The 26,089-nt window shown below is 47.4% G+C and carries 26 protein-coding genes; 16 read left to right on the forward strand and 10 right to left on the reverse strand.

Annotated features, from left to right (window positions below):
• Positions 1-67: 67 nt before the first annotated feature.
• The gene (locus ACZOTW_RS00290; protein WP_483997170.1) at positions 68-3,130 is read right to left on the reverse strand and encodes a hypothetical protein; all 3,063 of its coding nucleotides are present in this window, start codon (positions 3,128-3,130) and stop codon (positions 68-70) included.
• 123 nt (positions 3,131-3,253) lie between these two features.
• Between ACZOTW_RS00290 and ACZOTW_RS00295 the strand changes: the two genes are divergently transcribed.
• The gene (locus ACZOTW_RS00295) at positions 3,254-3,949 is read left to right on the forward strand and encodes a class I SAM-dependent methyltransferase (protein WP_483997171.1); all 696 of its coding nucleotides are present in this window, start codon (positions 3,254-3,256) and stop codon (positions 3,947-3,949) included.
• Here the strand turns inward: ACZOTW_RS00295 and ACZOTW_RS00300 are convergent, their stop codons facing one another.
• From ACZOTW_RS00300 to ACZOTW_RS00310, 3 genes are all read right to left on the reverse strand, one after another.
• Positions 3,950-4,780 (reverse strand): deoxyribonuclease IV, encoded by an 831-nt coding sequence (locus tag ACZOTW_RS00300; RefSeq protein ID WP_483997172.1) that lies wholly within the window; start codon positions 4,778-4,780, stop codon positions 3,950-3,952.
• Between the two features lies 1 nt (position 4,781).
• Positions 4,782-5,825 (reverse strand): threonine aldolase family protein, encoded by a 1,044-nt coding sequence (locus ACZOTW_RS00305; RefSeq protein ID WP_428054947.1) that lies wholly within the window; start codon positions 5,823-5,825, stop codon positions 4,782-4,784.
• A gap of 187 nt (positions 5,826-6,012) precedes the next feature.
• Positions 6,013-6,339 carry a hypothetical protein gene (locus tag ACZOTW_RS00310; RefSeq protein ID WP_177747365.1) on the reverse strand — a complete coding sequence of 109 codons (327 nt, stop codon included), beginning with the start codon at positions 6,337-6,339 and terminating at the stop codon, positions 6,013-6,015.
• 125 nt (positions 6,340-6,464) lie between these two features.
• Here ACZOTW_RS00310 and ACZOTW_RS00315 point away from each other — a divergent pair, with 125 nt between their 5' ends.
• The gene (locus ACZOTW_RS00315; protein WP_483997173.1) at positions 6,465-7,814 is read left to right on the forward strand and encodes an ArnT family glycosyltransferase; all 1,350 of its coding nucleotides are present in this window, start codon (positions 6,465-6,467) and stop codon (positions 7,812-7,814) included.
• Here ACZOTW_RS00315 and ACZOTW_RS00320 read toward each other — a convergent pair whose 3' ends face one another.
• Together ACZOTW_RS00320 and smc are read right to left on the reverse strand one after the other, a co-directional pair.
• Positions 7,815-8,552 (reverse strand): metallophosphoesterase family protein, encoded by a 738-nt coding sequence (locus tag ACZOTW_RS00320; protein ID WP_483997174.1) that lies wholly within the window; start codon positions 8,550-8,552, stop codon positions 7,815-7,817.
• Entirely contained in the window at positions 8,552-12,031 is a 3,480-nt protein-coding gene (gene smc, locus ACZOTW_RS00325; protein WP_483997175.1) for a chromosome segregation protein SMC, read from the reverse strand. The genes ACZOTW_RS00320 and smc overlap by 1 nt, the downstream gene beginning before the upstream one ends.
• A 202-nt stretch (positions 12,032-12,233) precedes the next feature.
• Here smc and ACZOTW_RS00330 point away from each other — a divergent pair, with 202 nt between their 5' ends.
• Positions 12,234-12,458 (forward strand): hypothetical protein, encoded by a 225-nt coding sequence (locus ACZOTW_RS00330; protein ID WP_087287124.1) that lies wholly within the window; start codon positions 12,234-12,236, stop codon positions 12,456-12,458.
• A gap of 155 nt (positions 12,459-12,613) precedes the next feature.
• Here ACZOTW_RS00330 and ACZOTW_RS00335 read toward each other — a convergent pair whose 3' ends face one another.
• From ACZOTW_RS00335 to ACZOTW_RS00345, 3 genes are all read right to left on the reverse strand, one after another.
• Positions 12,614-13,525 (reverse strand): stealth family protein, encoded by a 912-nt coding sequence (locus ACZOTW_RS00335; RefSeq protein WP_483997176.1) that lies wholly within the window; start codon positions 13,523-13,525, stop codon positions 12,614-12,616.
• Entirely contained in the window at positions 13,522-14,493 is a 972-nt protein-coding gene (locus tag ACZOTW_RS00340) for a glycosyltransferase family 2 protein (protein ID WP_483997177.1), read from the reverse strand. The genes ACZOTW_RS00335 and ACZOTW_RS00340 overlap by 4 nt, the downstream gene beginning before the upstream one ends.
• Before the next feature lie 104 nt (positions 14,494-14,597).
• Positions 14,598-14,882: a hypothetical protein gene (locus ACZOTW_RS00345; protein ID WP_428049967.1), complete on the reverse strand. Its 285-nt coding sequence runs from the start codon at positions 14,880-14,882 to the stop codon at positions 14,598-14,600.
• Between the two features lie 3 nt (positions 14,883-14,885).
• On the opposite strand from ACZOTW_RS00345, the gene ACZOTW_RS00350 reads away from it, so the two are divergent.
• The 13 genes from ACZOTW_RS00350 (at position 14,886) to ACZOTW_RS00410 (ending at position 25,248) form a co-directional block, all read left to right on the forward strand.
• A complete protein-coding gene (locus ACZOTW_RS00350) occupies positions 14,886-15,173 on the forward strand; it encodes a hypothetical protein (protein ID WP_483997178.1) in 288 nt (95 codons plus the stop codon).
• Between the two features lie 51 nt (positions 15,174-15,224).
• A complete protein-coding gene (gene hpf / locus ACZOTW_RS00355; protein ID WP_177747344.1) occupies positions 15,225-15,776 on the forward strand; it encodes a ribosome hibernation-promoting factor, HPF/YfiA family in 552 nt (183 codons plus the stop codon).
• A gap of 17 nt (positions 15,777-15,793) precedes the next feature.
• Positions 15,794-16,741: an HPr(Ser) kinase/phosphatase gene (gene hprK, locus ACZOTW_RS00360; protein ID WP_177747341.1), complete on the forward strand. Its 948-nt coding sequence runs from the start codon at positions 15,794-15,796 to the stop codon at positions 16,739-16,741.
• Entirely contained in the window at positions 16,731-17,588 is an 858-nt protein-coding gene (gene rapZ, locus ACZOTW_RS00365; protein WP_177747338.1) for an RNase adapter RapZ, read from the forward strand. The genes hprK and rapZ overlap by 11 nt, the downstream gene beginning before the upstream one ends.
• Positions 17,589-17,590: 2 nt before the next feature.
• The gene (locus tag ACZOTW_RS00370; protein ID WP_428037994.1) at positions 17,591-17,998 is read left to right on the forward strand and encodes a PTS sugar transporter subunit IIA; all 408 of its coding nucleotides are present in this window, start codon (positions 17,591-17,593) and stop codon (positions 17,996-17,998) included.
• Positions 17,998-18,459: a PTS sugar transporter subunit IIB gene (locus ACZOTW_RS00375; RefSeq protein WP_483997179.1), complete on the forward strand. Its 462-nt coding sequence runs from the start codon at positions 17,998-18,000 to the stop codon at positions 18,457-18,459. The genes ACZOTW_RS00370 and ACZOTW_RS00375 overlap by 1 nt, the downstream gene beginning before the upstream one ends.
• Entirely contained in the window at positions 18,456-19,061 is a 606-nt protein-coding gene (locus tag ACZOTW_RS00380) for a PTS sugar transporter subunit IIC (RefSeq protein ID WP_428037993.1), read from the forward strand. Before ACZOTW_RS00375 ends, ACZOTW_RS00380 begins: the two co-directional genes overlap by 4 nt.
• A 3-nt stretch (positions 19,062-19,064) precedes the next feature.
• Positions 19,065-19,886, forward strand: a complete 822-nt coding sequence (locus tag ACZOTW_RS00385; protein ID WP_483997180.1) for a PTS system mannose/fructose/sorbose family transporter subunit IID — start codon at positions 19,065-19,067, stop codon at positions 19,884-19,886.
• 12 nt (positions 19,887-19,898) lie between these two features.
• A complete protein-coding gene (locus tag ACZOTW_RS00390; protein ID WP_428037991.1) occupies positions 19,899-20,168 on the forward strand; it encodes an HPr family phosphocarrier protein in 270 nt (89 codons plus the stop codon).
• 12 nt (positions 20,169-20,180) lie between these two features.
• Positions 20,181-21,920 carry a phosphoenolpyruvate--protein phosphotransferase gene (gene ptsP / locus ACZOTW_RS00395; protein WP_177747318.1) on the forward strand — a complete coding sequence of 580 codons (1,740 nt, stop codon included), beginning with the start codon at positions 20,181-20,183 and terminating at the stop codon, positions 21,918-21,920.
• Complete coding sequence (gene lepA, locus ACZOTW_RS00400) at positions 21,907-23,736, forward strand: translation elongation factor 4 (RefSeq protein ID WP_428037990.1); 1,830 nt, start codon at positions 21,907-21,909, stop codon at positions 23,734-23,736. The genes ptsP and lepA overlap by 14 nt, the downstream gene beginning before the upstream one ends.
• A gap of 231 nt (positions 23,737-23,967) precedes the next feature.
• Positions 23,968-24,828, forward strand: a complete 861-nt coding sequence (locus tag ACZOTW_RS00405) for a bifunctional 5,10-methylenetetrahydrofolate dehydrogenase/5,10-methenyltetrahydrofolate cyclohydrolase (protein WP_483997181.1) — start codon at positions 23,968-23,970, stop codon at positions 24,826-24,828.
• Between the two features lie 9 nt (positions 24,829-24,837).
• Positions 24,838-25,248, forward strand: coding sequence for a hypothetical protein (locus ACZOTW_RS00410; protein ID WP_428040701.1), 411 nt, complete (start codon positions 24,838-24,840; stop codon positions 25,246-25,248).
• A 97-nt stretch (positions 25,249-25,345) separates the two neighbouring features.
• Here ACZOTW_RS00410 and ACZOTW_RS00415 read toward each other — a convergent pair whose 3' ends face one another.
• The gene (locus ACZOTW_RS00415; protein WP_483997182.1) at positions 25,346-26,044 is read right to left on the reverse strand and encodes a glycerophosphodiester phosphodiesterase; all 699 of its coding nucleotides are present in this window, start codon (positions 26,042-26,044) and stop codon (positions 25,346-25,348) included.
• Positions 26,045-26,089: the final 45 nt, after the last annotated feature.

Here is a 26,089-nt window from a genome sequence, read left to right on the forward strand (position 1 = left end):
GTGCAACTTTTTTTAAAACAGTAAAGGCCCCGAAGGGCCTTTACCAAAATTTACGTTTGATTTTTGTTTAGAACTCAAACGAAATGTTCACTTCACCGCCAAAACCTTCGCGTTTGCCCACTTGACCGTAAACAGTCAGTACGGAGTGCAAGGGCAAGAAAGTGTCCTGGTTGTGATAGGCCAACGAAATCTGGCCGCGGCCGCTCATACCTTTCATAGAGGCTTCGCTGCTCTTAACATCTTCCACCGTAACGGTAGATTCGCCGTCCATTTCGTAAATCGCGCTTGCACCGATAGAAGGAATTACACCCTTCCAATCCACAAAGTTAAAGGCATAATCGCCGCCAAAGCGCAGGGCCATACTCTGCAAGGTATCAAACTTGATTTTCTGGTCCAAGTCGTCGGTAATGTCGTCGGAGGCTTTGCGCTTCCAGTTGAAGTTGGCATACAGGCTCAAATCTTCCAACGGGTTTTCCACAAAGCCCGCGCTGGCGCCGTAATACATTCCTTTGGTCTTAAAGGTGGATAAAAGTTCGGAGGATTCAAACTTGGCATCCACATAGCCGGCTTCCACCGTGGCTTCCAAGCGGCCCGTTTCGCTGTAACGCAAGGAGGTCATCAGCCCGCCGCCGAACACATTGGCATCGCCGGTAACTTTAATGGGGAAAGTTTTGTAAGAACCGCCCGCATATTTAGCAAAAATACCCAAGGCCCAATCGTTCGTAAATTTCTTCCAGGCGCCCGCTTGGGTAAGGCCGGAATCCAAGTCAAAACCGCTGCCCGTTTCGTAGCGGGTGTGGTGGTAACCGCCGTTAATAAAGGTATTCTGTTCGGTATCGCTCTTCCACAAATCGTTTAAGGTTTGGGTGAGCATTTCCGGGCCTTCGCTGATTAAGGCCAAACCGACGAGTGGCAACTGTCCGTACACTTCGGCATTGGCTTTATCCTTCGTGCTGGTAAGCGTCCAGAGAATTTTATTCCCGGTGCCTCTGGTAGGGGTCAAATCATAGGAATACACCCCCACTTTCTTTTGAGTTAACACAACACCGCTGTCCACCAAATCATACACGATATCACCTTCGTGAACTCCAGTCAGGTCCGTAGAGGTAACGGTGGTTACAACCGTCTTAGAATCTTCCTTCATCGTGGATTTATCAAGCGTCATATTGGCATAGACACCGAAGTCAAAATGCAGATCGGTCTTAAAGTCCGCGTTGATAGTCCACCAGTCGTTAAAGTTTTGGAACTGGTCTTTGTTGGTAAATGTACCAATCGTGCGGTCAAAGACCAACTGGTTGGTGGAAAATCCGTAAAGACCGTTATTGCCACCGTAGATAACTGCGGTCGGGTCCAGTTCCACTTTATTACGCAAAATAACGGTATTATTCTGGGTAAGCATATTTTGGTCTTTCAGTTCGGCACCATATACATAACCGCCATATACTTTACCGTTGAATTTGACGTTATCCAAAACAACCGTGTTGTTGGATGCGGAATACACATCATCAATTTGATCCGCTTCTTCCGGCTCTTGTGCTTCGGCAGCCGGGTCGGAAGAGGTGGTCTTAGTAACTAAACCCTCTTTCTTAACCGTGGTAATAACGCCGGAATCGTCTTTCGTTTGGTAATTTACTTCATTAATATAAGCCGAGAAACCACCAAACACATTGGCTTTTACGTCTTTTACAGAATCGCCACCCGCAAGAGAAACGGTGTTATTGTCGCTGTTGGTCCCACCGATAGAAACTTTTTCCTCTTCCGGTGCTTCTTCTGTGGGCGTAGAATTTACTTTGCGGGTATAGGTCATACTCGCACCGCCGAAAATAGCCCCTTGGTCTTTTGGCATAGTTTCGGGTAACAATTTGTTAGCGGACAAATTGGTTAAATCCAAGGTGTCGCCAAAGAATTTACCAGCATTATTTAACGTCAAGGCGGAATTGGTTACGTTTACTACGTTGCCGTTGGCGGTGCCGGCTAAGTTGATAGAACCGCCCAATTCGGTAAAAGTGGCTCTCATATTGTTCAGGTTTAAGGTGTTTGAACCAACAGTAGCGCTCACAGGATTTTTATCAACATCTGTTGCTAAGCCCATTTTTACCGCATAAATAGAAGCCATATTCACGGTGGAGTTATCCAACGTCAAGGTATTGCCCTTAGCGTTTACGGAAAAATTGGTTACTGCCGCAGCCATATTGGTTACGGTACTGTTATTTCTGACAATAACGGTATTGTTGTCCACATTTACGACGGAAGCAGCACTATCCGCCACACCGCGGCCCTTGTCTGCCCCGACTACGGAATCCACGGTAGAATGATCAATAACAACCGTATTGTTTTCGGCCGTAGCCGCTCCTCTGGCACCAGCCACCATACCGCCCACCGTAGCATCTTTTACGAGTACATAGTTGCCGTTGGCTTTGGTGTCAATTACGTTGTCCGTTTTCACATCTTCTTCGGTCAGACGTTCATCGGTAAACCCGCCGATAACGTCCCCCTGCACGGTCGCGCCGTTTGTAATAGAAACCGTATTGTTATTAGCCGAGCCCTTAGAAAATTTGGTATAACCGCCGTACACGTTTCCACCCAATACTGTGGAAGTTGCTCCGGTAGGCGTAAAGGTATAAGAATTGACCGCTCCGCCACTAATAGAAACGGAGTTGTTGTTGGCAGACGCAGCGCCAAAGCGGTCCCCCGCCTGACGAATTAAGGCCACACCACCCATTACGTCTCTGCCCGTCAGGTTCGTGCCCGTCATACTCACAGAGTTGTTAGTAACATTATTGTTGTACGCCGCACCGCCCGCCACATAGGCACCTTTGCGAGTGTCGTCCGACAAGACAGGGATTTCAAAGTTGTTTTTATTACTATGCGTAACCGAGTGGTAAATCTCATTGGCGATAGCAGAATCACTAATACTAATATTTGCGCCATTTACGGTAAGGGACGCCCCGTTAATTGCTCCCGCATTTAAAGAGCCGGCCCCGACGATAGCCAACGGCTTATTCGGGTTATCTCCGACAATTTCACGAGAGTGGTCTTGTCCGTCCCAGTTGATTTGAATATTTTGGGCTGCCTGCACAAACAGGGGAGCAAACAACACAAAGAAAACTGCAACGAGAAACTTTCTCATTTATCCTCCAATTTGTATTATAAAAAAAGCAATATATCCCTATTATACAGAATTTAGGCCAAAAGGAAAGGTTTTTTTGTAAAAGAAGACCCTTATATAATAGGTAAAAGGTATAATAAGGGTATGTCCCGCTATACAGACGGAAAATATCTCCTGCAAAACCCCGGTTGGCACACGCAAGATGCTAAGTGGAAACTGGCGCACGTTTTACAGGCCGTAAAAAAGGCCCGCTTATCCCCCCGCACGGTACTGGACGCGGGTTGTGGAGCGGGTGCACTCATTAATCATTGGGCGCACCACCGCCCGGATATGCTCTTTACCGGGTGTGATATTTCCCCACAGGCCATTAGCATTGCCAAACAACACGCGCCTGCCAATGTAAATTTCTTTTGCGAAGCGTGGGCCAAAGGCTCGTTTGATACGGCCCTAGCCATAGATGTAGTGGAGCACATTCCGGATATGGAGCGTTTTTTGGAGGAACTGGCCCAAAAAGCCCCGGTGCTTATTTTGCATATTCCGTTGGATTTATCGTTCCGGACGCTCATCAAACCTGAAATTTTAGAAGAAGAATATCAAACCGTGGGACATATCCATTTTTTTACAGCAAGGTATTTAAAAAGGCTTTTAAAAAAGCGCGGTTGGCAGATTTTGCATTATCACTATACCAATAAATATGTAGAGCGACCGCCGCAACTGACCGGCCTAAAAAGCCGTATCGGTATGTGCATACGGTTGCTGGCACACTATTTACTGCCCAGAAGTTGGGCCGCGTTTTGGGTGGGCGGGTACAGCCTAATGCTGGTGGTTAAAACCAAGTAGTTATTCCTTATATAGCCCGCGCAAAAGTTTAATTTCCCTTTCATAGCCCGCCAAATCGTTGGGGGTTTCCAAACAAAACGGTAAATGCTTTAAGGCCGGGTGGTTAATTACACCCGCCAAAGTATCCAGGCCGATAGTGCCTTGGCCGATACAGGCGTGGCGGTCCTTATGCGCCCCCTGCGGGTTCAAACTATCGTTTAAGTGAACAGCCTTTAACAAGGGCAGGCCGATTTGCTTATCAAATTCCGCCAAAGTATCGTCTAAATGCACCAGAGAATAGCCGGCATCGTGTATGTGGCAGGTATCCATACAGACCCCCAGCAGATGATTGAGTTTTACGCCGTCCAAAATCTGTTTTAACTCGTCAAAAGTCCGCCCGATTTCGCTCCCCTTGCCGGACATAGTTTCCAAAAGTACCGTAGTATGCAGATTAGGCGTTAAAATTTCATTTAGCGTTTCTACAATCAGTTCAATGCCTTTTTCTGCGCCTTGCCCGACGTGGCTGCCCGGGTGAAGATTATACAGGTTTCCCGGCACATATTCCATACGCTGCAAATCGTCTGCCAAGGTCTGGCGGGCAAATTCGCGCGTTTTGGGGTCAGCGGAAGCGGGGTTAAGCGTATAGGGTGCGTGCGCTATAATGGGTGCAAAATGCTTTTCCGCAAGCAATTTGCATAAGGCTTCGGCATCTTGCGGGTCTATCGGCTTGGCCTGGCTTCCGCGCGGGTTGCGCGTAAAGAATTGAAACGTATCCGCCCCGATAGACAATGCGGTTTCGCCCATTGCCTTAAAACCCTTGGAAGAAGATAAATGGCACCCAATGTGTAACATATTATTTCCCTGCGTATTTGTGGATATCGGCTACCAGTTGCTCCACATCCTCTCGACGGGTAGCCCAACTGGTGCAAATGCGTATCGCACTGCGGCGGTGGTCTAAACGCTTGGTGTGCGAAAACACATACAACTCCTCTAACTGCTTGATAAGGTCATCTGGCATAATAGGAAATTGTTGGTTAGTGGGAGAGTCGTACAAAAACTCAAATCCGCATTCCGCACACGCTTGTCGGATAATCTGCGCCATTTCGTCAGCGTGTTTGGAAAGTTTAAAATACAGGCCGTCCTCAAATAAGGCTAAAAATTGAATGCCCAAAATACGCCCTTTGGCAAGCATCGCGCCTTTTTGCTTCATAAAATAGCGGAAATCCTTTTGGAGTTTGGGGTTTACAATTACCACCGCTTCCCCTAATAACGCACCGATTTTCGTGCCGCCGATATAAAACACATCACAGCAAGCGGCTAAGTCCGCAAGCGTAACGTCGTTTCCGGGGGCTTCCAAACCATAGCCCAAACGCGCGCCGTCGGCAAACAAAAAGAGATTGTTCTCGTCGCACACGCGGCGGATAGCAGAAAGTTCCTCTTTGGAATACAGCGTACCGTATTCCGTAGGAAAGGAAATATAGACGAGTTTGGGCTGCGGAGCAAATTCCGGATTATCGTCCAACCAATGTTCCTTGCAACAGCGGGCAATTTGCTCCGCCGTTAATTTTCCGTTCTGCTCCGGCACCGTCAAAATACGGTGGCCCGTGGCTTCAATCGCGCCCGTTTCGTGCACGTTAATATGCCCGGAATCAGCGGAAATAACCGTTTGGTACGGACGCAGGCAAGCCGCAATAACCGTCAGGTTGGTTTGCGTTCCTCCTGCTAAAAAATGCACCTCGGCCTGTGGCGTTTGACACAGAGATTTAATTAAATCAGCCGCTTGGCGGCAATAAGTATCTTGCCCATAGCCGGGCGCTTGCTCTAAATTGGTTTGCGCCAACTTTTCCAAAATACGCGGGTGGGCGCCTTCACTGTAATCGCAGTTAAATCTAATCATAAAACCTCGCTTTACTACGGAGAGGGTTGAATTTCTTTTATTATATCTTTTTAGGCGAGTTTTCGCCCGCAGAAAAAACGTTTAGAAAAACGGGGTTTATAGAACCATCCCGCCGCCGGAAAGAAACGCACCGAGGCGCCGCCTTTTGCACAAATAAAAAATTCCCCGCAAAAAGCGGGGAGTAAAATTAATTTTGTTTGGCTTTTTGCAGCCGTTCGCGGTGGCGTTTGGCCTTCAAATCCGCGTGGCGCTTGCGGAAAACGTCCAATTTGGTGTAACGCACCATTAAGCAAAAGTCCACCAGCACCATTACAAAGTTAAGCACATAGAGCCAAAAGACCCAGTCAAAATTGTGCAAAATTTTATGAATCATCCCGCACACATAGGCAAATTCAATCGTTCCCATAAACAGGAAACTTTTGCCGGCAGCTGTTTTCGTGCGCAAGGAGCGCGAAATATTAAACGGCCACGCAAGGCCGAAACCTAACATCATTAACGCTTCAAAAATACTCATAATAGCCTCCCACACAGCGCGGAGCGGGCCATAGATTGCGGGACGCACTGTATCGTTATTTATATTTTACCATTTTAAGAAAGCGCAGTTTTGCGGGAGAGGTTTCTTTTTCATACAATAAGCATATGCATTTTTATAAAGATAAAGTTTTTTGGTATGTTTTTACTGCGCTGGCCCTTGTAAAAGGGGCGGCATTGGCCGGGGTATTTTATTTTCACCCGCTGGGGGAGAAAATTTTAGCCTTTCCCGATTCGCTGACTTATGTATATCCGGCGCAAACGTGGCTGGAATACGGGCAAATGTGGGAAGCGGTAACCGCCGCACCGATGCTGTTGCGCACACCGGGATACCCCTTCTTTTTGGCTGTTGTCCAAACACTTTTTCACAATATGACGTGGGCCGTGGTGTTAGTGCAAAACCTTTTGTCGCTGGCCCTGCTTATCCCGGTTTATATGACGGCGGAAAAGTTAAACGGCAAACACGCGGCCCGGGCGGCGGCCCTTTTTTGTGCGGCAAGCGTGTTGTATTTTTCCCTATCGTTTGCGGTGCTGACAGAAATTTTATGTGCCTTTTTGCTATCTTGGTTTGTTTATTTTACGGTAAATTTTTTGCTGAAACCCGCCAGGCATAAACTTTTTTTAGCCGCACTTTTTTTATCAAGTGCCGTTTATGTGCGCCCGGCCGCATACTATTTTATGTTTGCAAGCACTATTATTTTGGTATGCTTTTCAGCCGCCAAATTGGTACGCTTTCCTGCGTGGAAAATTGCCGCGTTTTTCTTTGCCCCCTTATTAATACTTGTCGGCGCGTGGCAAGTGAGAAATTCGGTTCAAACAGGCTTCGGCGGCTTTACGTCCGTGGGCGCGTATAATCTGTATATGTGGAACGAAGATTATCTGGCTCACAAATATAATTTGTCTGTTCCGCAAGCACACCAATTACTGGAAAATGCACTCCCGCCCGGTTTTAATTCTCTCCCCCCAACCGAACAAGTGCGGTTATATAAGGCTATGGCAAAGCCGCTTATACAAGAATCGTTTTTCTATAAACTTTCCCGCGCGCCTTTATGGGCTGTCAAAACACTTTTTGGGGCGAATTTCGTCCACTGTTCGCGCCTGCTGACCGGCGGAGCAATTCCCGAAGAAGAATTAGACGGGCAAATGCTCAATCACACAACAGCCTTGCACGGGAATTGGCTTAAAACCACGGCCAATAAACTCCTTTTTACCATCAGTGCGGGAGAGGTCTTTCTGCTGGTACTGTGCAGTATGGGCGGATTTTTGCTGCTGTGGAAAACGCGCCGCACGGAAACATTTTTCCTGCTCGTATATTGCTTGTACTTTTGGGGTATCGGCTCGGTCTTTTTCGGGGCATATGCACGCTTCCGCGCGTCGTTTGAATTTGCACTGTGCATTACCGCCGGAGCGGCGGCAAATGCGCTGTTCCAATACGCCAAAACAAAAATAAAGCGGTAATTACAGGCCGTGAGCCAAACTGTTTATTAAAAATGCGGGGAATTTTCTTTCCTGCATTTTTTTCTGCGTAGGGGAAAAATCATACGGCTGGCGGATAAAACGGAAAGTGTTTTTTTCGGTATCCCAAATACTGAAAGAAGCGTGCGGATTTAAGTCGCGCGGTTTGCCCACAGAACCCGGATTTAACACATAGCGCATTTTGTCAGACAAATGAACCGTGGCATCTTCGCGCTTACATAAATAAATAACGCACGAGTTTTGCGTACCGCGAATATAAAAGGGCAAATGGGAGTGCCCCACAAAGCAGATTTTTCCCTGCCACTTGTCATAGGAGGCGCGGAATTGCGCGCAACTGGAAAAATATTCCTTTATCGGTTCGTTGGGCGTACCGTGCACAGCAGTAAAACCTTCCCCGCGGGCCACGGTAGGCAACGCAGTTAAATAGCGGATGGATTTTTCGCTTAAATGTTTTTTATTTTCATCCAGCGCAATTTTGGCATCGTAGTTAAACAACACCTCTAATTCGGGCTGCACAAAAACAGCATCGTGGTTGCCCAACACGCAGGCAAGTAAATTTAAAGAGGATATTTTCTTTACGCACTCCTCGGGATCCGGTCCGTAACCGATAATATCCCCGCAGTAAATAAAATGATCTACACCCTCTTGTTCGTAGCGGGCCAGACAGGCATTTAATGCTTCCAAATTACTGTGTACGTCCGAAAACACCCCTATTTTCATTATGCCTCCGCCAAGGCCTCAATGGCTTCCTTTTTTTGGTCGGCTTCGGGGTTGCGCTCGGCCAAATTGACGGACATTACCTTTGACACCCCGCTTTCTTCCATCGTGATACCATAAAGCATACGGGCCGATTCCATTGTACGTTTGTTGTGCGTTACCACGATAAACTGTGTGGTTTTGGCGAACTCTTTAATCAAGTTTACATAACGCTCCACGTTGGCCTCGTCCAAGGCGGCGTCGGCTTCGTCCATAATACAGAACGGCGACGGGTTATGCGTAAAGAACGCAAACAGCAAGGACATAGCGGTAAGGGTTTTTTCCCCGCCGGACATAGAGGTTATATTGAGCAATTTTTTACCCGGAGGTTGGGCATAAATTTCAATACCCGTTTCCAAAAGATTGTCCGGCTGGGTAAGCACCAAATCGCACTCACCGCCGCGAAAAAGCGTTTGGTAAATATTTTTAAAGTGCATACGCACTTGTTCAAAAGTATATTTAAAGTTTTCGCGCGTGGTTTGGTTAATTTTATTAATGGCGGACTTTAAATCTTTTTTTGCGCTTTCCAAGTCCGCTATTTGTGTACGCAGGAAAGTATTTCTTTCCGTAAGAGCATCATATTCTTCTGGTGCGGTCATATTGACAGCGCCCATATTTTCGATGCGCTTTCTCATCATTTTTACGCGCTCGTAATCCACCGTTTTATCGCCGTAATTCAGTTGTGCTTCCTCGGGAGTAATATTCCAACTTTCAAACAAGTTATTTACCACCGTGGTCCGCTGGCGGCGCGCGTTGGAAAGAGCATTTTCCAAATCGTTTCTTTTTATTGTCAGGTCGGACGATTCTTTTTTGCACGCATTTAAAGCGGACAATTTATCGCTGTAATCTTTTTTAAGCGTTTCCAAATCGGCGCGCATTTTATGTTCGTCAATTTCCAACTTGGCCAAGGTGTCGCGCTCGGTGGATAGTTTGGCCTGTGTGGAAAGTTTTTCTTCGGCTAAACTTTTTAGGCGCAAATTGGCCGACGCGATTTTTTGGTTGCGTTGACCCTCACTAGCAGTTAAACTGTTAAATTCATATTCCGTGGATTTTAAATCCAATTCCACATTGTTTTTTTTGATTTTTACTTCGTAGAGTTTTGCGCTTAACGCGTTAATTTCTCCCTTTAATTTTTCGGCATTTTCGCGCAGCGTAATTTGAGATTTTTTTAATTCCTCTCCACGCGAAACGGCTTCTGCGTGGAGGCGTTTCAAATCTGCCAGATTTTGTTTAAGGGTTTCCACGTTCCGTTTGCGGTTATCCACGCGCAAGGTAATTTCCTGTTTGCGCTGGGCTGCGCGGTTTAACGCATCTTGCGTAGCGCGCAGTTCGCGCTCTTTGTTGGCGCGTTCGTTCTGTACGGAGTTTAAAGCCAAAACGGCTTCCTGCGATTTGATGCGCAAATTTTTTAAATTTTCTTCCGCCTTGGACAGCATTTCATAATTGGCAATAATTTCCTTGGAAACGGCATCTTCTTCCGCGGCCTTAACCGTCATTTCGCCACGGACGGTTTCTTCTTCGCCCCAATAGGCTTCCGGCGCACGAATTCCTTCCGCACCGCCGCCGATAAAAAATCCGCCTTTTACGGTTCCGTCCCCGTACGAATAACCGCCGATAATAAAGTTGATTAAATTTTCCAGTTCCGGCTGGTATTTTAATTGGTTTTTAAGTGCATTTTCGGCCGGTTTTTCGGGGGTGGCAGGCACTTGGTTTAAAACAATAAATTTAGCACGGGCCTTACCGTGCTGTTTTAAAAGGGATAAAGCCTGTTCCACCGTTTGTACGTTCTCGCACAGAACGGCATCTAAATACTTGCCGAAGGCTTCCTCCACCGCTACACCTAACTCGGCAGGATATTTTAAAGCTTTTCTCAATGTACCTTTTACGCCGGGGAGACCGCTTTCGGCCACCGTTTTGGCCCCTACCCAATATGGATCATTTTTGCCCTGGGTTTGAATCATCTCCAATTTGGCGGAAAGAGCGGCACGCGCGGATTTTACGACAGAAAGTTTTTCATTTAAGGCAGAACGGAGTCCCTGCAATTTCCGTACGTTTTCCTCTCCGCTTACAATGGCTTCGCGCGCTTGGTTGGCTTCGGTTTGTTTGGTTTGTACGCGGGCCGAAATTTCCTGTAAACTTTTTTGGATTCCCGCCAAGCCGGCCTGTTGGGCTTGGCTCGTTTTTTCGGCAGAAATTAAATCTTCATTTTCGCGCTGCATAGAGGACTCTTCCAAAGAAATCCGGTTTTCGGCCTCCATTTGTTTTTGTACCAGCGACATTAATTCGCCGGACGAACGCTGCAACTGCGCTTCCGCCGCACGCAAATCGTTTTCCATTTTTTGTGCTTGGGCTGTTTGTTCGTTGTAATGAGTCTGCAAGGGTGTTAATTCTGCCGAAACAGCCGCTAACTGCTCTTTGAGTTGGGCAAGCGCAGGGACTAATTCCTGCAAGCGGTTTTGCCCGCGTTGGGCTTCCGCGCCCGAAGCGGCCACCTGTGCGGTCAATTCGTTGGTCAGGTTGTCGCAATTTTTAATAGCGCCTTCCAACAAACCGACTTGGTATTTGCTGGCAGAAATTTTTTCGTTAAATTCGGCGGCTTCTTTTTGCTTGTGCGTGAGATTCAAATCAAGCGCGGCCGCGGCCCCTTCCTGTGCGGAAATACGGGCTTCCAAATCTTCCAATTTTTTAACCACCGGGGCTAATTCGCCGGAGTGCTTGGCAATTAAACCATCGGACTCTTTAATAGAACAGACGGAAATTGCAATTTCGCTTTCCTTTAATTCCTCGCGATACTTTTGGTACAAACGGGCCTTTTTGGCTTCGCTGTCCAATTTTTTAATTTGTTCATCAATCAGCGCAACCGTATCCGCCAAACGGGCCAGGTCTAAATCTACGCGTTCCAAGCGTTTAATGCACTCCTCGCGTTTGGCTTTATATTTAGAAACACCCGCGACCTCTTCAAACATTTCCCGGCGCTGTTCGGCCGAGGCGGACAGGACGCTTTCTACGCCGCCCTGGTCAATAATGGCATATCCTTCTCCGCCGATGCCCGTATCCAAAAACAAATCCCGGATATCGCGCAGGCGGCATTGGACTTTGTTTAAATAATATTCACTTTCGCCGGAGCGGAAAATTTTGCGCGTAACGGTAATTTCATTAAAATCAAGCGGCAACTGACGCGAAGCGTTATCAAACACCATACTGACTTGGGCCATATTTAAAGGCGCACGCTTGGCCGTACCGTTAAAGATAATATCCACCATAGAAGCAGAGCGGAGGGACTTCCAACTCATCTCGCCGATGGCCCAACGCACGGAGTCAATCACGTTTGATTTTCCGCACCCGTTTGGTCCCACCACACAAGTAATGCCTGGTTCAAAGTCCAGGCGGGATTTGTCGGCAAAAGATTTAAAACCTTGGATTTCAATCGCTTTTAAATACATAACGTCCCCTATTGGCAGATATACTTTGATTATACCATTTCCCTATATAATATAGGCATTTTAGGAGGAAATTCAGCCCTACGCGTACGGCCTTTTCAGCCGGCCGAGAGAGTGCCGACGAAAAAAACCCCTTGCAAAGTGTATATTTTTTTATTAGACTTTTTTCGTAAGACTGTTTTCCTTAAAAGGAGGATTATCCACTATGGCAGAAAAAGTACTTAAAGTCGGTATGGACCGCGAAGACGGCTTCCTCTACTACATTGACAAAGACGGCGATATTGCCCGCGTGCAAATGGCCAGAGGCGGCAAAAAAGGCGGTAAACCGAAAAAAGTTGAAAAATGCGGTATCAAAAAAGAAAAAGGATATCTCTATTTCTTAGATAAGAAAGGCGATATTTCCAGAGCAAAAATGGTAAACGCAAAATAAACTAATTTAAAACACCCCGCAGTTTTGCGGGGTGTTTCACAGACAAAGGCACTCGCGCACCACATACACTTTTTTCGCGCGAGGCTCTGCCAGACGCGAAGGGGCGCAACTCGCATTGTACGACATCACGCATTGCTCCAGCGTTTTGTGCCCCTTTATGATTTTTCAAAACGGCTTGCCAAAGGGAACGCCTTTTGCAAGTATGTGGCCAATTTAGCCCGGTCCTGCGGGCCACAATTTTCCGAATCGTTTAAACAGGCCAACCGCGGGCGGTACTTATTTATTTCCCGCTCAAAGTTTTGATATAACTCCCAGCAACATCCGTCCGAACAGCCCAAGCGAGACAACCGCCGTTTCTTCCAACAACCCAAACCTTGCACCGCAGCCATACAGGCAAACAGATAGAAGTTCATATTGCTGTCTTGCCGGAAACGGCTATGCACCGTAGAGGACAACTCCTTTTCAAACAATGTCCAGCCCAAAGCAAGAGAATTTTTTAAATAAGCCGAAATATTATGCGTAGGCTCCAACGGGAAATGCAATCCCGGGAAAAAGTTATTCAGCCGTTCCCGGATAATCAACAGTTGTCTGCCGTAAGCCGTATCCTCGTATTTTTTATACGGATAAAAAGCATAGTAATTATTCACGCGGTTTTGCCTGGGGAAAAAATACTCCCTGGATACCGGGCGGAACGCAAAAGTATCATCATTTGCCAGTAAAAAATGTTCGCTCAAACCTGCCCATTTGGTTATGGACATCTCTATTGCACACGAATTAAAAGTGGGCAACGCGGAAGCAGGCATAAATTCCGCGTGCGTCAAAATTTTTAAACGCGGATGATTCACGTTAAGCCATTTAGGAACTTGCCCGTTAGTTACCAACACCACACGCGTTACCCACGGCATATATTCTTCCACACTGCGCAGCACATAACGGAGTTCATCCGTCTGTACAAACCGAGCCGGAACCACGGGGGAATCTGCCCATCTGTTACGTTCGCGCACAAAAGCCGGGTCGTTCCCGTCCACCCATAAGACAACAAAATCCACCGGATATTCCGCTGTCATCTGAAAATCTTGCTCCAAAAATAAACGCTCTTTCTCCCGCAAATTTTTACCAGTACAAAAAATATACGCCACCGCAAATAAGAAATCCCGCCGCACTGCCCCACACTTTCGCGCGCCGACTTAAACGCACGCAACAACAATTCTTGCTGTTCCAATCTTTTTTCCGACGAGAATTTGCGGAAACGGCAAATGCCCCACACGGTGGCGCGCATCCACTCCTGCGCCGTTTGGCGGTTCCACTTTTGACGGCGGATTAAATCCGTTTTTAAGTCTGCCAAATTGAGCAACGCACCGACAGCCATATTATACGAATTGGCTGTAATGGCGGCCGAGTGGCCTTTGCGGTAGCAGTATAATTTTTCCGGCACCACCGCTATTTTTCTGGCATACAGATACGCCAAAATAACCACGCAAAAATCTTCGGCTACCCGCCCCGTCCAAAATTCAAATTGGTGATTAACAAACCACTCGCGCAAAAACAATTTTCCCCACAACACAGAATCTTCGTACCCGCCGCGGAAACGCGCACCGTCGCCCTCCGCGCACAACCGGTAAAAACTGCTGTGGCAATGCTCCTGCAACCGCGGAAAACCGTTTTCCTCCACTTCGTGAAAAAAACATTTGCTGATTTCAGCCTGCTCCGTTTCGGCCGCGTGATACAATTTTTCCAAATAAGCGGGAAAAATAAAATCATCAGCATCTACAAATGCCAAATATTTGCCTTGCGCTTTTTTTACTAACTCGTTGCGTGCAGCCGCAATACCTTTATTGGACTGCGTAACATAATGCAGGCGCGGGTCCTCTTTGGCTGCTTGGGCCAAAACAGCCAAGGCCCCGTCGGTAGAGGCGGAGTCTATACAGATAATTTCAAAATCTGCAAAGGTCTGTTTGGTTAAACAAGACAAGCACAAAGGTAAATATTTCTCCGCGTTTAATACGGGAATCAGCACTGATATTTGGGGTTTCATAATTGCTCCTTTTAGTAACTTTCCCCGCGCGCCAAAAAGACGCGCGGGGCGGCGCGCGGGAAACTCTTGGCGGAGGTTTTTCCCACGCGTTTCAAATAAACGCCTTATAAACATAATAAAGAAGCAATCAAGGTAAGTGTAAGCAGGAAGCGGGCTTCTTTTAAGCCCGTGAGGAAACAAAAACGGCCGGTTGCCAGAGCCACATCACTAACCCGAAGCAAACAGCCGTAGCCCTTGCCATATAAAAAATATGGCAAAGAGCATTCAACGCAATACAAGCGGGTAATTAGGCCGCTCGTATTGCGTTTAAAATACGGCTGTTTTTGGAGTGATGTGCGCCGCCTGAACGGCTCAACCTGTTCCACACAGGCTTCCAAAAACAGCATCAAATTGTGCCGGAACTGCCCGGCGGGCAAAAGAATCTTGCTTACTTATATCTTAACAAATTTATCCGCAAACGCAAGCCGGGGCTTGAAATTCCGTCTAAAATGCCTACACTACTAATATTAACCGACGTTCCCGGAGGCGCATCAAATAATTCTTCCGTTTGCGGATACACCCGCCCTAACCAACAGATGTTTTTATTTCCGGCCGCTGCCGTTTGCGGTCCAATCGCCCTAACATATTTTGTGCAGTTGCGTATGTTCCCCGTACGCGTAATTGACAGCGGGGCTGATTAATGGTTTAATAACTCTACGGGGATACACTCGTAAAAGAATAACGGAGGGAATATGGATATTAAAATTACGGCCAAAAACATTAAATTGACTCCGGCCATCAAAGAATTTATCAACACGCGCGTAAGCAAGATTGAAAACTTTTTTGACAATATTGTTTCCGCCCAAGTGCTGATTTCGGTGGAAAAGAAAATCAACCAGCGCGCCGACATTGTGCTGCACACCGGGGCTAAAACCACCATTAACGCCAGCGCGGTGGAAGACAACCTCTACAAAGCCATTGATGCGGCGGCAGTAAAAGCCGAAGCACAGGCCAAAAAAATTAAAAATAAAGCCAAAGCACGCAAAGTAACCAAAAAGTCGGTAAAAGAAGCGGATGTCAATCCGTTTGCCGAACACCTTATTTTGCCGCAGACGGATGTAAAATTCTCCGTCATTAAGCAGGTGGAAGTCTCGCCGATGAATCCGGAAGATGCCGCCTACGAAATGGAACGCCTGGGGTATTCCTTCTGGATGTTCCTGGACGAAGATTCCAAACAAATCAACTTAATCTTCAAGCGCCTGGACGGCACCTACGGGTTGATTAAACCGATTAAGAAGAAATAGCCTACACGGGGGCGGCTTTGGAATTTACCAAATCTATCACCGTAGCAGAACTGCTCCAAGTGGAAAGACTCCACTTGGAGTTGGTCTGCGGGAAACGGTATATCCACCGCGAAATTACACTCGGGCACGTCAACCGCCCGGGGCTGGCGCTTTGCGGTCATTTGGAAAGTTTCCGCCCCAATTCCGTGCAAGTGTTCGGGCGCAGCGAACACGCCTTCTGCCAAAAGGAAAACAAAACCCGCCTGCGTGCCAACATTTCCAAAATGTTGAGCGAGGGGCAAGTGCCTTGCGTGATTACAACTGCGGGGCTGGACCCTTTGCCCGCCATAAGAAAGGCCTGCTTGGGTTCGGACGTGCCGGTGCTTAAAACGGATATGGAGTCCACCGCTTTTATTGCGGAATTTTCCCGCTTTTTGGACGAAAAATTATCACCCGTTACGCATATGCACGGCGTGCTTGTAGATGTAAGCGGCATCGGCGTACTTATCCGCGGGGACGCGGGTATCGGCAAAAGTGAGTGCGCGCTGGAACTGATTAAGCGCGGACATATTTTAGTGGCTGATGATGTAGTAGAAGTGCAAAAACGGTTTGGCCGTTTTCTGGTCGGCTCCTGCCCGACAATGCTCAAACATTATATGGAAGTACGGGGGCTGGGGATTTTGGACGTACCGCTTTTGTTTGGCGTAGGCTCTACGTTAGACGAAACCAATATTGATATGGAAGTGGTACTCACGTCCCCGAGCAAACAACCCATTGACCGGCTGGGAGTGGAGCAGAAAACGACTAATATTTTGGGGATAGAAGTGCCTTCGTTGGGGCTGCCCGTTACGCCGGGGCGAAACCTGGCCGTACTAATTGAAGTGGCCGCGCTCAACCAGCAACTTAAAAGCCAAGGCATTTTTTCCGCCAAAGAATTTAGCCAAAAAATCTTGGATAAAATGAAGAAGGGGACCAATGGCAAGTAATCAAAGACGGATTTTTATCATTACGGGTATGAGCGGAGCCGGCAAATCCCAGGCGCTGAAAATCTTTGGCGACTTTGGTTTTTATTGCGTGGACAATCTGCCTCTCGCCTTATTCAAAAACTTTACCGACTATTTAAAACAAAGCGGCGAACGCCGCGACGTAGCCTTGGGTATTGACGTGCGCGAGGGGGACCGCCTGCGCGAAATGCCAAAGATTTTAAACTCAATGGTAAAGGATGATTTTGTGGTAAAGGTCATCTTTTTAGATGCTTCGGAAGAGTGCCTGATACGCCGTTTTTCGGAAACCAAGCACCGCCACCCGATTCACAAAAAACTGGCCGCCGCCATCGCGCACGAACGCAAGGTAATGAGCCCCATCCGCACTATGGCCGACAAAGTGATAGACACCTCCGACCTGAAACTGGGTGAACTCAAAGAAAAACTTTCCGCCTTGCTGGGGCTTACGCGCGAAGGCGATATGCAAATTACCGTGGTATCGTTCGGCTTTAAAAACGGCATTTTAAAAGATTGCGATATTGTAATGGACGTACGCTTTTTACCCAATCCGTTCTATATTCCCGAATTGCGCGAAAAAACAGGCTTGGATAAAGAAGTGCAACAGTACATTATGTCCTTTAAGGAAAGCAAGGAATTTGCCGAAAAATTTGCAGACTTAATTAAATATTTGATACCTAAGTATATTAAAGAGGGAAAAAGTTATTTAACGATTGCCATGGGCTGTACGGGCGGCAAACACCGCAGCGTTTTTATGGCGCACGAACTGGCCCAACGGTTAACCAAAGCAGGGTTAAATGCTTCGGAATTTCATAGGGATATAGGACTTTAATTATGGTAAAAATTGTTTTAGTAACGCACGGGCACTTGGCCCAACAGATGTTAGAAACGGCCGGACAAATTATCGGCAAACCGTCTGATGACGGATTTGCCACTTTTGCCGTTACGACGGCTGCCTCGGTGGAAAAGGAAGCCGCCAAACTGCACGAACTGTTAAAATCGTGCGAGGACGGCGCCCTTATTTTGACCGATATTTTTGGCGGCAGCGCGACCAATATCTCGCTTACTGCCAGCAAAGATTTGCCCCAATGCTATGTCATTACGGGGTTAAATTTAAGTATGCTCCTGACCGCAATAAACAGCCGCAAAAAATTAAACGCAAAAGAGTTGGCAGAAAAAATTGAGGCCGACGGCAAGCGTGCGGTTATCAATGCAACGGAACTTTTGATTAAGGGGCTATAATGCCGATTATATTCGCACGGGTGGACGACCGCCTGATTCACGGCCAAATTGTACAGGCCTGGCTGCCGGAGTTAAACGTGGATGAGATTTTGATTCCTTGCCGCAAGGATTCTTCTCTCAACCGCGGGCTTCTGCGTTTAAGTCTGCCCTACGAATATGAACTGACTATTTTGGATACGCGTTCCTGCGCCCGGTATGCCGCCCAGTCCGACAGAAGAATCTTTTTGCTAATGGGCTCTTTAAAGGAGTTTACGGATTTGATTAAAGACGGCCTGCAAATTAAATCTATTAACATTGGCGGGATGCACTTTAAGGACGGCGCGCAAAAATTAGACGATAATGTGTTTTTGGACGCAAACGATAAACAATTTTTAAAACTGATACGGGATTTGGGTATCCAAATAGAAACGCGCGCCGTACCCTCGTCCGCGTCCGTATCGGTAAGTGAGGTCTTAAAATGACCCCGGAAATTTTTGCCCTCTGCGTAAGTGCCGCATTATTGGAACTGGATACTACTTATGCGTTTCAGTTGACCCTTTCGCGCGGAATTATTGCGGGGCCGTTGCTCTCCCTTTGGACGGGCGATTTAATGGCAGGCATACAGGTTGGAGTTTTTACCGAACTCTTATTTTCGGACGTAAACCCGTTAGGCGGCATTTTACCCCCCAGCGCGGTGGTGTGTTCTGCGGTTACACTGGCGTTGCACGCAATGGGCATTGAACTTTATTTTGCGTTCTTTTTTGGTGTAGTGGGTGCGATTGCGTTTTCTATGGCTGAAAAATTTATGCGCAAGAACCGTTTTAAATGGCTGATTTTTTGGGAACGGCGCGTAATGCAACAGCCCGGACAAATCAACCACGCGATTTTGTCCGCTATTGCCAATGCTTTTTTAAGCACCTTTATTTTGATTTTTCTGTTTGCTTGGCTGTGCGGCAAAGGGTTTGTATGGCTCCTGCCGTTTATCCCGGCACAAGCGCATTTTGCGTGCCGGTTTGCCTATATGGCGGTTCCGTGGATTGGGCTGGCTACTTTGGTGCCCGCTTTCCGCTTAAAAACGAGGTAACGTATGAAATTTTCCATTCAACTCAGTTTATTTCTGCGCTCCTTCTTTTTGCAAGCGGGCTGGAACTATATGAAATACCAAAATTTAGGGCTTACTTTTACTATGCTGCCGTTTTTAAAAAACGAATACAAAAACGATAAAGATGCCCTGCCCTCGGTATTGCAGCGCTATTTGGAAAATTTCAACACACACCCCGTAATGGCTTCTTTTTGCCTGGGAGCGCTTGCCAAGCAAGAAGAACAGATTGCACACGCGCAATCGCTATCCGACTTTAAAAGCAAAATAAACGAATGGAACGGCATCCACCGCAGTTTATCCATTACCACGGCTTCTATCGGCGACCGCTTATTTTGGGGCACATTAAAGCCGCTTACACTGCTTCTCGCTCTTTTTATTTGGCTGGCATTAGGGGTGAACTTTTTTGAGTTGGAAAACGGCATTAAAATCCCGCTTTTTTACGCTTTTGGGACCGGCGCGGCGGCCTTTGTAACTTTCAACGCAGTAGCCCTGTTTGTGAAATGGCAAGGTTTAAAAATCAGTTATACTGCCAAGGAAAATTCCTGTTTTGGTCTGACGCGGTTTGACTGGAACAAAACCATCTACAACGCAAAACGCATCGGCATTGTCCTGGCGGTGGGGATGATTTTGTTCGGCGTATATTATTATTTAAAAGACTTTGCCGAAGTGGATGTGCATTTTGTTACGCGGGCCGTGATTGTGCTGTTTTTTATTATGGTCAGTTTTATTACCCGCAAACTGCGCATCCCGAATATGTATTTGTATTTAGCGGCGGTAGCCGTGTTTAACATTGTTTGTTATTTGTAATATGGGGGATTTGTGATACAACAGGACATAAAAATCATTAACCAGTTGGGTTTGCACACGCGCCCGGCCGCACTGCTGGCGCAGACGGCGGCCAATTTTGCGTGCGATATCCAACTCTCCAAAGACGGGGTAAACGTCAACGCAAAAAGCATTATGGGGTTAATGATGTTGGCGGCGGAGTTTGGTTCTTTTGTAACGCTAACGACAAATGGTTCAGACGAAAAAGAAGCCTTTGATACCATCAAAAATTTGTTTGACAATAAATTTAACGAAGAATTTTAAGGAGAAAACTGTATGCTAGTGCTAAAAGGCATTGCCGCCAGCCCGGGTGTGGCTATTGGTCCGGCGGTATTATTGCCCGGAGATAATTTTGCGGTGTCGCGGCAGTATATTGAACCTGCCGAAGTAAAAACAGAACTGCAAAAAATGCTTCACGCTATGCAAAAAACATTGGACGAGTTGGACTCGTGTGAAAAGAAAGTTCTCTCCACCTTAGGGGCGGAATATGCTAATTTAATGTCCACCCACAAACTGATTTTACAGGATCCGGCGTTAAAAGATTCAGTTGCTAAAAAAATCCGTACAGAACACCTGTCCGCCCAGGCTGCGCTTTTTCTTACTTTGCAAGAGTTAGCCTCCGCCTTTGATAAAATAGAGGATCCGTTTTTTAAAGAACGCCGGAACGATATCTTTGACGTAGGTAAGCGTTTAGTAAACAATTTAGAGGGCGGAAAACGAGAATTTTTGGCCTCTATCAATAAGCCCTCCTTGCTCGTGGCGCACAATTTGTACCCGTCAGACACCATCAACTTACAGGAAAACCAGGTGATCGGCTTTTGTACCGACGTCGGCGGGAAGACGAGCCATACCGCGCTCTTGGCACAAAGTTTAAATTTACCCGCCGTGGTTGGGCTATCAACCGCTTCCAAAGATGTAAAAAACGGTGACACCCTGATTATTGACGGGGAAAACGGCCTTTTGGTTATCAATCCGGACCGCTACACACTAGCCAATTACCGCAAAATCCAACGCGAAATAAAAAAGACAGATGCGCTTTTAAAAACCATTAACCACCTGCCTGTCATCACGCAGGACGGACGCGGGGTAAAACTCTACGTCAATTACGACCCGCGCACCGATAACAAAGAAAACAAGCGTTTAATTACCGACGGTTTAGGCCTGTTACGCACGGAATTTTTGTATATGAATACACCTACGCCGCCTACCGAGGACGACCAATACCGTATGTATTTGGCGGTTTTAAAACGCTTTGATATGCGCCCTACGGCTATCCGGCTGGCGGACCTAGGCGCGGATAAAATGCCCGATTTTCCGTTAGATGAATTTGATAAAGACGCCAACCCCTTTATGGGCTGCCGCGGAATCCGTTTATTTTTAAAGAACCCGGAGTTGCTTTATACACAGTTGCGCGCTATTGTACGAACGGCCTGCGAAGTGCCGGCGCAAGTAAAAATAATGATTCCAATGGTCTCTACGGTAGAGGAGGTCCGCCACGTCCGCAAAGCCTTTAACGAGGTATTAAAAGAGTTGGAATCCAAAGGCAAAAAACCTTTAAACCGCGTGGCCTTGGGCGCAATGATTGAGGTCCCCGCAGCCGCCATCGCCTTGGATGGAATGATTGGGGAACTGGATTTTATTTCCATTGGCACTAATGACTTGATACAATATCTAATAGCGGTGGACCGCGTGAACCAGGAAGTCGCCCATATGTACGACCCCTGCCACCCCGCCGTGGCGCGTACGATAAACCAAATTATCCAAACCGCCCATAAACGTAACAAACGGGTTTGCATCTGCGGGGAAATCGCCGCCGATTCCCGGATGTTGCCTGTATTGTTGGGCTTGGGGGTAGATGCGCTTTCCGTCACGCCGCGTATGTATCTGCGCGTAAAAAACAACATACGCAATTTAAATTTTGAAAACTGTTCCGATTTGGCCCAAGCCGCCCTGTTAATGGGCAGTTCGGCTGAAATCCGGCAATTAATTGATAATAACAAAAATGAAGATTCGTAACTTTTCTATCGTGGCCCATATTGACCACGGCAAAACAACCCTATCCGACCGCATTTTGGAAGATACCGGCACCGTGCCGAAGCGTAAAATGCAAGCCCAACTGCTAGACGGTATGGACTTGGAACGCGAGCGCGGGATTACCATTAAAGCAAAAGCGGTACGCATTTTATACAAAGATTATATTTTAAATCTTATTGACACCCCCGGCCACGTAGATTTTTCCTACGAAGTGGCCCGCTCCCTGCGCGCCTGTGAGGGAGTTTTATTGTTGGTAGATGCTTCGCAAGGCGTGGAAGCGCAAACCGTGGCACACGCGCATTTGGCGCAAAGCCTGGGGCTGAAAATTATCCCGGTAATGAACAAGGTGGACTTGTCCCAATCGGATGCGGACACCTCAGAAGAACAATTATGGGATATTTTAAAAGAGCCGATTGAAGCCGAGCGCGTCAGCGCAAAAACAGGTATGGGGATAGAACACCTGTTGGACCGTATTATTACCGATATTCCCGCTCCGCAGGGCGACCCGAACGATCCCTTGCGCGCACTTATTTTTGACTCGTATTACGACCCGTTCCGCGGTGTAATTATGTATGTGCGCATTGTGGACGGGACCGTCAAGCCGGGCCAAATTATCAAATTTATGTCCTCCGGCACTACCTATAAAATTGAAGAACTGGGCTATATGACGCCCAAGCAACTGCATAAAGACAAAGAACTTTCCGCAGGAGAAGTAGGCTATTTGGTAGCCGGCATTAAAGATATACACCAGGTAAAAGTGGGCGATACCGTTACATTAGCCGAACGCCCCGCAGACAAAGCACTCCCCGGCTATGCCGACGCCAAGCCTGTGGTGTTTGCCAGCATCTTCCCAGTGGAAACAACGGACTTTCCGCTCCTGCGTAAGGCACTTGAAAAACTAAATCTTTCCGACTCGTCCTTTCACTACCAGAGCGAAACTTCCAAGGCTTTGGGTTTTGGGTTCCGCTTGGGCTTTATGGGCATTTTGCACATTGAAATTGTAAAGGAGCGGTTGGAACGTGAATTTAATTTATCCCTGATTGCCACCAGCCCCAACGTGGTGTATCACGTTAAATTTACCCCGCGCAAATCGCACCCGCAGGAACTTTCCGCCCTGCCGGATGCGCCGGACGATCCGGGCTATAAAATCATTGATAACCCGGCCAACTTTCCACCATACGGCGATATCATTGATATCAAAGAACCCGTTATCCACATTACTATCGTTACCCCGGTGGAATTTATGGACGGAGTGATGACTCTGCTGAAAGAAAAACGCGGTACCTTTATGAGTATGGACCATTTGTCCAACCAACGCGTAATCATCAAGTACGAAATGCCGATGGGTGAAATGGTTATAGACTTTTACAATAAGTTGAAATCCGTTTCCAAGGGCTACGCCTCCTTTGATTACGAGGTTGCCGGCTTCCGCAGTTCCGATGTGGTATTAATGGAAATTCTGCTCCACGGTACGGCGGTAGATGCGCTCTCCGTCGTGGTACACAAAGATAAAGCCGCAACTATGGGCCGTGCCTTATGCGCCAAATTAAAGGAACTTATCGGCCGCCAACAGTTTGAGGTTGCCGTACAGGCCGCTATCAACGGAAAAGTGATTGCCCGCGAGACGATTCCCGCCTTCCGCAAAGACGTTATCGCCAAGTGTTACGGCGGCGATATTTCCCGCAAACGCAAATTGTTGGAAAAACAGAAGGAAGGTAAAAAGCGTATGAAGTCTATCGGCAGTTTGAATATTCCGCAAGAAGCCTTTGTGGCTATGCTGAAAATTGACGAAGAATAGGCCTTCCAGGCCGCGGAGATTTTCCGCGCTCTTTTGATTGGTGGAGCAATACTGTTTTTGCGGTGTTGCTCCTTTTTATAAAAGTATTACGGGCCGCACCTTGCAGGCCGCCAATTAGCCGCGCTCTTACGATTACTTGGGCGACACCTTTTTTGTAGTGTTGCCCTGTTTTTTTGCCCATTATTAGGACTTCACACGAATAAAGCCGCCTAATTTGCTAAAATAATACATATGATTTTAGAAGGACGCACATTAGCCGCTCAAATCCGCCAGCCCTTACCCCAAAGGGCCGAAGTTGCGCGCCAAAAATTAGGCCGTCCGATATGTCTGCGCGCGATTGGCTCCACCGAAGATTATGGAGCGTATGTGTACCTGAAAAAAGAGGTCGCCGCCGCCCAAGAATTGGGTGTAGATACAAAAGTTTTTGAGGTGGATAACCAAACCCCGGCAGCAGAATTTTTAGCCTTGGTCAAAAATTTATCTGCCGATAAAAATGTAGATGCGATTTTAATTCCGCGTCCGCTTCCCGCGCATTTGGCCGCCACCCCCTATGCCGATTTATTGGCCCCGCAAAAAGATATTGACGGAATGTCCAACATCAACGCTGGCAATTTGTTTCTGTGCAAAACGTGGCCGGAAATTTTAGCCTTAAAAGGCTTTGCTCCGTGTACGGCTATGGCGGTTATCCGCTTGCTGGAATATCATCAAATTCCATTGGCGGGGGCCGAAGCGGCTGTCATTGGGCGTTCCAGTACGGTGGGCAGACCGCTGGCGCATTTGCTCACTTGCAAAAATGCAACCGTAAAAATTTGCCACACCAAAACCGATTTACCGCGCGCCCTAAAAGATGCTGATTTGGTCTGCTCCGCCGCGGGCAAACCCGGCCTGTTGCAGGCAGATTGGCTACGCCCCGGGGCGGTGGTCATTGACATTTCAACCAACTGGGCAGACGGCCGCTTGTGCGGAGATGCCAGCCCGGCGCAGTTGGAAGCACACGGGGTATCCTACTCGCCGGTTCCCGGCGGGGTCGGCCCGGTAACGCTTGCAGTTTTACTGGAAAACATTGTACTATCTGGGGAAAGGAAAATTTAAGGAGACTATATGAAAAAACTTTCTATTTGTCTGATTTTTGTTTTGTGTGCGGGCCTTATGGCGGCGTGCAACACCAACCAAAAAAAGAAGGAAAAATACAACCGTAAAATTTATTTGACGGAAGAAGATTATATGGAAGATTTATCCCAGGAAGCGGGCAAGGAACGCCGCGAAACCGCCCCGAACATTGAGTCCGAATATATCTTTAATGTCGGGCCGGAGCAAGATAAAACCATTTATTTCTTTGACGACCGCCAACAGCCCAAGGTTCCGGGCCAACCCAGCGCGGCGGACTACAAAAAGGAAAAACGCTTGTGGAACAAACCCAAACGCTACACGCCCGAAGAGTATTACGGTATGCAAGGCTCGGCGGAAACCTCCACCGAGGACACGAGCAACTCCTACGGCTACGATTATTAAAATTAGGCTTATGCAAAAACCGCCCCGAAAAAACGGAGCGGTTTTTTAAGGCAGAAAAAAGCCAACAGCCTGCTTATATTGAGAGGACTCTTGCTTGTTACTTTACAAACGCCCCAATGCAATCGGTAAAAATGCCGTCTGCGCCCGCCTCCGCCAAACGGGTGGCAAGCAGCGGGTCGTTTACCGTATATAAGTAAACTTTCAGGCCGTTTTCGTGGCACGCGTGGGCAATTTGCGGGGTAAAGCGCGTATAATTCATATGCACGCTTTCCGCCCCCAGCGCAAGGGCCTTGGAAACGTCAAAAAACCGCGTCAACAGGCCGATACGCGCGTTTTTATCCAATTTGCGCAACCGTACAAGGGTGTCATAATCAAAACTGGAAAACAGCGTTTTTGGCAAAATATCCGGGGCCGCTTGGTGCAGACACGATAGTACAGCGGTTTCCAACCCGGGGTAGCGGTTATTATCGTTTTTAAGTTCAATGTTTAGGCACGAGAGTTGCGGGCGCACCACAGGCAAAACCTCTTGCAACTGCGGTACAAAAACACTTTCTTTGGTTAGCCGGTTTATCAGCGGATATTTTTTAAGGTCTGCCACGGTCAATGCTCCCAACAAGGCATCCTCTCCCGCGGTGGAAAGTAAAGAATAATCGTGGTGAACGAGCAAAGCGCCGTCTTTTGACAAATGCACGTCCAACTCGTAGCGGGTGGCGCCGAGTTCCCGCGCACGGGAAAAAGCGGATAAAGTATTTTGAACGCGCTCTTGTGACGCGCCGCGATGTGCAAAATAAATCATACTTGTAGTGTAAAAAATACGGGGATTTTATGCAAGCGATAGAAA

This window comes from Candidatus Avelusimicrobium sp. (assembly GCF_056976295.1).